Source organism: Hydrogenovibrio sp., from assembly GCF_049975065.1.
Classification (GTDB): Bacteria; Pseudomonadota; Gammaproteobacteria; order Thiomicrospirales; family Thiomicrospiraceae; genus Hydrogenovibrio.
Genome location: NZ_JBNGDN010000108.1, coordinates 1 through 5,663, shown reverse-complemented (window position 1 = coordinate 5,663; position 5,663 = coordinate 1). Strand labels below are relative to the sequence as shown.

At 50.5% G+C, this 5,663-nt stretch carries 8 protein-coding genes; 1 reads left to right on the top strand and 7 read right to left on the bottom strand.

The features are described 5' to 3' along the window. Positions 1 to 56: 56 nt before the first annotated feature. From ACP5D0_RS09775 to ACP5D0_RS09755, 5 genes are all read right to left on the bottom strand, one after another. A complete protein-coding gene (locus ACP5D0_RS09775) occupies positions 57 to 815 on the bottom strand; it encodes a hypothetical protein (protein WP_472365588.1) in 759 nt (252 codons plus the stop codon). 3 nt (positions 816 to 818) lie between these two features. After that, the gene (locus tag ACP5D0_RS09770; protein ID WP_472365587.1) at positions 819 to 1,166 is read right to left on the bottom strand and encodes a hypothetical protein; all 348 of its coding nucleotides are present in this window, start codon (positions 1,164 to 1,166) and stop codon (positions 819 to 821) included. A gap of 48 nt (positions 1,167 to 1,214) precedes the next feature. Then, a complete protein-coding gene (locus ACP5D0_RS09765) occupies positions 1,215 to 2,165 on the bottom strand; it encodes a hypothetical protein (RefSeq protein WP_472365586.1) in 951 nt (316 codons plus the stop codon). Positions 2,166 to 2,425: 260 nt separating this feature from the next. Further along, positions 2,426 to 2,578: a hypothetical protein gene (locus ACP5D0_RS09760; protein ID WP_472365585.1), complete on the bottom strand. Its 153-nt coding sequence runs from the start codon at positions 2,576 to 2,578 to the stop codon at positions 2,426 to 2,428. A 291-nt stretch (positions 2,579 to 2,869) separates the two neighbouring features. Then, entirely contained in the window at positions 2,870 to 3,259 is a 390-nt protein-coding gene (locus ACP5D0_RS09755) for a homoserine dehydrogenase (protein WP_472365584.1), read from the bottom strand. 396 nt (positions 3,260 to 3,655) lie between these two features. Between ACP5D0_RS09755 and aroG the strand changes: the two genes are divergently transcribed. Further along, on the top strand, positions 3,656 to 4,723 hold the full coding sequence (aroG, locus tag ACP5D0_RS09750) for a 3-deoxy-7-phosphoheptulonate synthase AroG (RefSeq protein ID WP_472365582.1): 1,068 nt from the start codon (positions 3,656 to 3,658) through the stop codon (positions 4,721 to 4,723). 106 nt (positions 4,724 to 4,829) lie between these two features. Here aroG and ACP5D0_RS09745 read toward each other — a convergent pair whose 3' ends face one another. Together ACP5D0_RS09745 and ACP5D0_RS09740 are read right to left on the bottom strand one after the other, a co-directional pair. After that, the gene (locus tag ACP5D0_RS09745) at positions 4,830 to 5,093 is read right to left on the bottom strand and encodes a Txe/YoeB family addiction module toxin (protein ID WP_472365581.1); all 264 of its coding nucleotides are present in this window, start codon (positions 5,091 to 5,093) and stop codon (positions 4,830 to 4,832) included. 4 nt (positions 5,094 to 5,097) lie between these two features. Beyond that, positions 5,098 to 5,340, bottom strand: coding sequence for a type II toxin-antitoxin system Phd/YefM family antitoxin (locus ACP5D0_RS09740; RefSeq protein ID WP_472365580.1), 243 nt, complete (start codon positions 5,338 to 5,340; stop codon positions 5,098 to 5,100). Positions 5,341 to 5,663: the final 323 nt, after the last annotated feature.

Sequence of the window (5,663 nt, the reverse complement as noted above, 5' to 3'; positions counted from 1 at the left end):
TTTTCTTTTCGGCCAGACCTGGCAAAACCTTGAATCTGGCTCTCGCCTCTATCTGTTCAATGAATTTTCAAGGTAACCGGCAAGGCCCGTGGTAGCTGACAGAAGAGGCTTGTGGATGTCGAGTCACACGACCCCGCTTCGCTGCTGCCCGGGAACGCATTACGCCCGTAGGTAATGGTGGCATCCATGCCTAAGAAATCACCATAGCTGTAAGTGTAAGCCTGCACATACTTCGACAACTCTTTGGAATACAAATTGTACACCGGCTTTTTATCCGACAGCCCAGTTAAACAAGACGGGTTTTCAAACGCTTTGCCCGTGGCAATCGCGTTACGGCTATTGGTCTGATTCATTGGGCTATCCTGGCTGATTGCCGTCATGCCCGAATCCGCGCAAATCGGCAGAATGCCGGCCGCCTGATACGAGGTAATGGCACGCCCGACAATGGCGCGAAAAGTCCCGTTTGGCCCCCAAAGGGTTGTATTGGTGGTAAAGTTGCTTTCGGTAATCGCCGACGCACCGCAATTGTTCGAGCCAGCCGCGGTGGCAAAATCACAGGTGTTGAACTTATCAAACGTCAGATTTGGGGTATCCGCACAATTGGTGCCGCCCACTTCCGGCGCACCGGTGGCGCAACTGGAAAAAGACGACACCATCGCGGGCACCACATAAGCGTGTGCCGGGCAATCATTTCCGGAAACGGCGCTGAAGCTCAACGCATTGTTTTTCACTTCGCCTTTCAAAATACAGTTAGACTTCGCCGGATTGGTGATCGAATTGGCATCGACATAGATCGGATTGGTTTCCAAATGCAACCATTACGCATTGATATAGTCATCATAATAATCGTTATTCATCGGCTGATTGGTCGCCTTACCCGCTTGGAACAACTGAACCGGCGCATACAACACCGTGGTGTCATCGGGAATCGTGCCGTTTTCCACCGAGGTGGCAAAATAATTCGCCGTCATGTCGGCGGTGGCCGGTGGCACATATTTCCAAGGCGCATCAAATGTCTGGTACACATTATAAATATCGTTAAACACCGCTTCAGTGCCTTTGGCAATCGCCGCGTCCGTCGCCCCGGCATAACCGTAACCGGTTAACACACTCGTCGGCAAATAACTGGAAGCACCGATGGAACTGGCCGAGCCAAAATACTGCATAAAGTTCACATAGGTCGTATCCAGGTACAGCGATTCACATACAGCCTGTTAGGCGCCGCAAGTGGTGGGTTTCGGGTAGGTGAACTCCGCCATAAAAAAGCCCGGCGTGCCTGGCTGACTGGGGCTGGGCGCCGCTTCATAATTAAACGGCTCATACGACAGATACACCGTGCCCGACTCACCATAAGGCACATACACCAGTCCGTCCGAGGTCTCTGGCAATTTGAACGTATCCGTTTTATACTTCATTTCAGACCCAGTGGTGCCTTTATAAAGCCCATCCGCATCCTTGGAAAAGTTCAGGGTATTCGCCCCATACGCCGCTGCCAGATAAGCTTGCTGCCCGGCTCTGGAATTCACCGTGCGCATCGCGATGTAACCCGGCACATAAGGCACAAACTCCGTGGTCATCTGATACTCACCCACCAGCACTTTTTGCACGCCAGTCTTCGTGTCCGCCACATCCTGCTTAATCAACTGCAAATGCGCGGTTTTGACGACCGTCTTCTTGTCGGCACTGGCCGGGCTAAAGCCCGCCAACTTAGCCAACACCTCAATCGACTCACCCGCTTTCAAGGTACAAGGCAAAGTGCCTGCTTTTCCCGCACATTTGAAAGTTAAATTCGTCACATAATCCGCATCCGAAACCGCCACCGCATCCACCGTAACCGAATCCGCTGCCTCATTCACAAACACAAATTTCGGTGCGTAAGTAAAAAACGGCGTGGCCGACGCATCGGCATTGAGATACAGGGTTTCACCAATATTCTGCGCATAACTCAGCTGCAACTGAATGTTTTTAATTGTGTCCGGTGGCAACGCTATGTAAAGTGATTCGCCCACAACTAATTGCGATGTCGATAATGAGTCGGTTGATGAACCCGACGACGAATCAGACGATGAACTGCCGCCGCACCCTGACAACCCCACCAGAATAACGCCTAATAATCCCACACCCGCCAACGTTCTGAAAAACGCCTGTTTTTCAATCCGACTCATTATCTCTCTCCTAGCGTACAAACGCCCAAAAAACACCCCAAAGTACCCAACTCGTGAATCGGTTGCAACGTCGCAACGAAAATATCAAGGAGACCACATTTTTACATTAACGAAATCCCTGCAAAACAACAAGGTTTTTTAGCAATTGGTAATAAAACCATAAAATGAAATGACAGATGACGCAGATAACTCAGCTTGAACTCAAGCAGCGACAACCTTCATAACATCGGTGATTTCACCAGGCCTGGTGAAACCTTCAGTTACACTCCAAAAACACTTTTCAGAAAGCTTGCAGACACCATCGCGAACGTGGCAAAAGCAACCCATTTAACCACGGCCAGTTCTTTTTCAAGGCGTGCCACATCGCTTTTTGTCGCCAGCTGATTTTCTATCGACTGATCAAACGTAACCACTGCGACCTCCGGTTTAGAATGAAAGGATATTGAATTCAAGATATCGAATTCAAATTATATCACTCGTTCCCCCGCTCCTGCGTGGAAATGCCGACGGATGTTGCGGTTATTATAGGCACTCAAACCCAATTAACTTAACGGCTGCACATCAGACCAGTTGGTAAACCGCTTGAGACCCTTCGGCTTCGCTCAGGGTGACAGTTCTTACCAGGCCTGGTAAAACAAAAAAGGCGCTGAACACAGCGCCTTTTTAAGCTCACCCGCAAGGCGTTACCGCCAGCGGCAAGGGTATCAATAACCGATATTTTTATGATGCGACTGCGGAATATCCTCCGACCCCGGCAACAGATACCACATCAAATAATCCACCACCATTGGCACCACCACACTGTGCTGATTGTCGGAATCCACCAGCTTCTTACGAATCGCCTGCTTCAACTCCGGGCGATTGGAGGTATCCATAATAATATCAATCTCCTCACCAAACACATCCAACGCCTCTTCAAACTGCGGGTAATTCACAATCCCACGCGCCTCGGCGTCCTGCACCAGCGGGTTTTCGAAATTCGGCTCGCTAATGGCGACAATCTCAACCCGCTCCGGCGGCATCTCACTGAACTGCTCATAAAACTTACCGCCAATGCGCCCCAGTCCGATCATAAATATCTTAATTTTTCTCACGAATGATTCTCCTCCATTTCAGTATCGTGCTCATACAAACTGAATACACCACTTAACGGGCGTTTATCAGTATTTCATTCTATTCGAGTGCTGACCGAGCTCTTTGAGAAATCGCGTCTCAGGTGATGACTAAGTAAACAAAAAGTATACGCCATTCCAAGCCCAACCACCAAACCGAAACCCCCATTTCACGATACGAATATTTTATAACAACCCTCCGCAAACTTATCAACCCAATCCGATTTCACCGACCAGCACACCCCTCAGCCGACAAACCGCAGTGCAAACCGATTTTTCATCAACTTTTCAAAACATAAATGGCATAATAAGCGTTTTTTAAGCATTCACTAAAACGTTCATAATTTCCGTTGACTCAAATTCAAACCGAGAAGCCAGATGACACAGTATCAAACAGACGATTTACGCATCAAAACCATCACCGAAGTCCGCCCCCCGCAGGTGTTACACGAACTCTTCCCCATCACCGAAGCGGCTTCTCAAACGGTGCATGATACCCGTGCCAAAATTCACCGCATTCTCACTGGCGAAGACGACCGCCTGCTGGTCATTATCGGCCCCTGTTCCATCCACGACCCCAAAGCCGCGCGCGACTACGCCGAACACCTCAAAAGCGCCATGCAACAACACCAAAACGACCTGCTCATCGTCATGCGCGTCTACTTCGAAAAACCCCGCACCACCGTCGGCTGGAAAGGTCTCATCAACGACCCCCACCTCAACGAATCCTTTGAAATCAACAAAGGCCTTGAAGAAGCCCGCTCGTTGCTGGTGGACATCAACAACAGCGGCGTCCCCTGCGCCACCGAATTTCTCGACCTCATCTCCCCGCAATACATCGCCGACCTCGTCTCCTGGGGCGCCATCGGCGCACGCACCACCGAAAGCCAAGGCCACCGCGAACTCGCCTCCGGCCTCTCTTGCCCCATCGGCTTCAAAAACGGCACCGACGGCGGTTTCAAAATCGCCGTGGACGCCATTCGCGCCGCCAACAACCCCCACATTTTCCTATCCCTCACCAAAATGGGACACTCCGCCATCTTCTCCACCACCGGCAACCCCGACTGCCACGTCATTCTGCGCGGCGGCAACGACGGCCCCAACTACGACCCCCAAAGCGTGCAAACCGCCGTTAACGAACTGCAACAAGCCGGCGTGCAGCCAAAACTGATGATCGACTGCAGCCACGCCAACAGCGCCAAACAACACCAACGTCAACTCGACGTCGCCCAATCCATTCGCCAACAACTCAGCCAAGGCGCACACCACATCATGGGTGCCATGGTCGAAAGCCACCTCGTCGCCGGACGCCAAGACGTCACGCCCGGGCAACCGCTCACCTACGGCCAAAGCATCACCGACGCCTGCATCGGCTGGGACGACAGCCTCACACTGCTCAACGACTTAGCAGAAGGCGTCCGCGCCAGAAGACAACACACCCCCTAAACACAGCCGCTCAAGCAGTGCAAAGCAGTTACTCCTTCCCACTGAGGACAGTGGGGAGGAGTAAAATTTTATTGTTTGAAATCTGGGGCGCGTCCATATATGAATTTTATTCGTAATGCGTCCAAAGGCGCAGTACCTTAATCGTCCTTTGCTCTTCAATCACTTGGTAAACAATGCGATGCTGGATATTAATTCGCCTTGAATAGGCGCCTTGCAGATCACCGACAAGTTTTTCATAGCGCGGTGGCGTGATGAACGGGTCTTGCTCAAGCCGTGCCAATAAATGCTGGGCTTGTTTTTTTAAACCACTGCCGGTCAGTTTTTTAGCGTCTTTTTGTGCTTGTATGGTATAGACCAATTGCCAAGCCATAGGGCTACCAGTCTAACTCGGTGCTGCATTCATCTAGCGGGGTATGCAACCCTTCAACCACCGATTCGCGTAAACCTGGAACGGACATTAAATGAAGGGTTTCAGTAATGGCCTGCCAGTCTTCCTCAGCAATCAATACGGCATTGCCTTTTTTACCGGTAATGGTGATCGGCTCATGGGATTCATTGACCTGCGTGAGTAAGCCATAAAAATTTGCACGCGCTTGGGTGCTATTGAGTGTTGACATGACGCCTCCTGCATGACGTACGTTATTGCGTCTAAATATAGCAGGATCAGATAGAAATGTAAATTACGCTCTAACTATGTTGACAGATGACGGTTTTTTGCCAGGTCTGGTTGAAATGGCTTTTTAAACCACAGAGGCACTGAGGTTATAGGGGTTTGAACCACTAAGGCACGAAGGTCAACTTGCCACCGGCCTGCATTCCCACGCGGGAGCGTGGGAACGAGTAAAAACTATGGGTTAATACCATAAGTATTTTTAAGGTGTGGTCACCAGATGACCGAAAAATCAAATGTGAATTCACACCCTTCGACTGAAAAATGAAA

Coding starts and splice junctions, on each gene's coding strand:
- aroG (WP_472365582.1), top strand. CDS start 3,656: ATGACACAGTATCAAACAGACGATTTACGCATCAAAACCATCACCGAA.
- ACP5D0_RS09765 (WP_472365586.1), bottom strand. CDS start 2,165: ATGAGTCGGATTGAAAAACAGGCGTTTTTCAGAACGTTGGCGGGTGTG.
- ACP5D0_RS09740 (WP_472365580.1), bottom strand. CDS start 5,340: ATGTCAACACTCAATAGCACCCAAGCGCGTGCAAATTTTTATGGCTTA.
- ACP5D0_RS09770 (WP_472365587.1), bottom strand. CDS start 1,166: ATGCAGTATTTTGGCTCGGCCAGTTCCATCGGTGCTTCCAGTTATTTG.
- ACP5D0_RS09745 (WP_472365581.1), bottom strand. CDS start 5,093: ATGGCTTGGCAATTGGTCTATACCATACAAGCACAAAAAGACGCTAAA.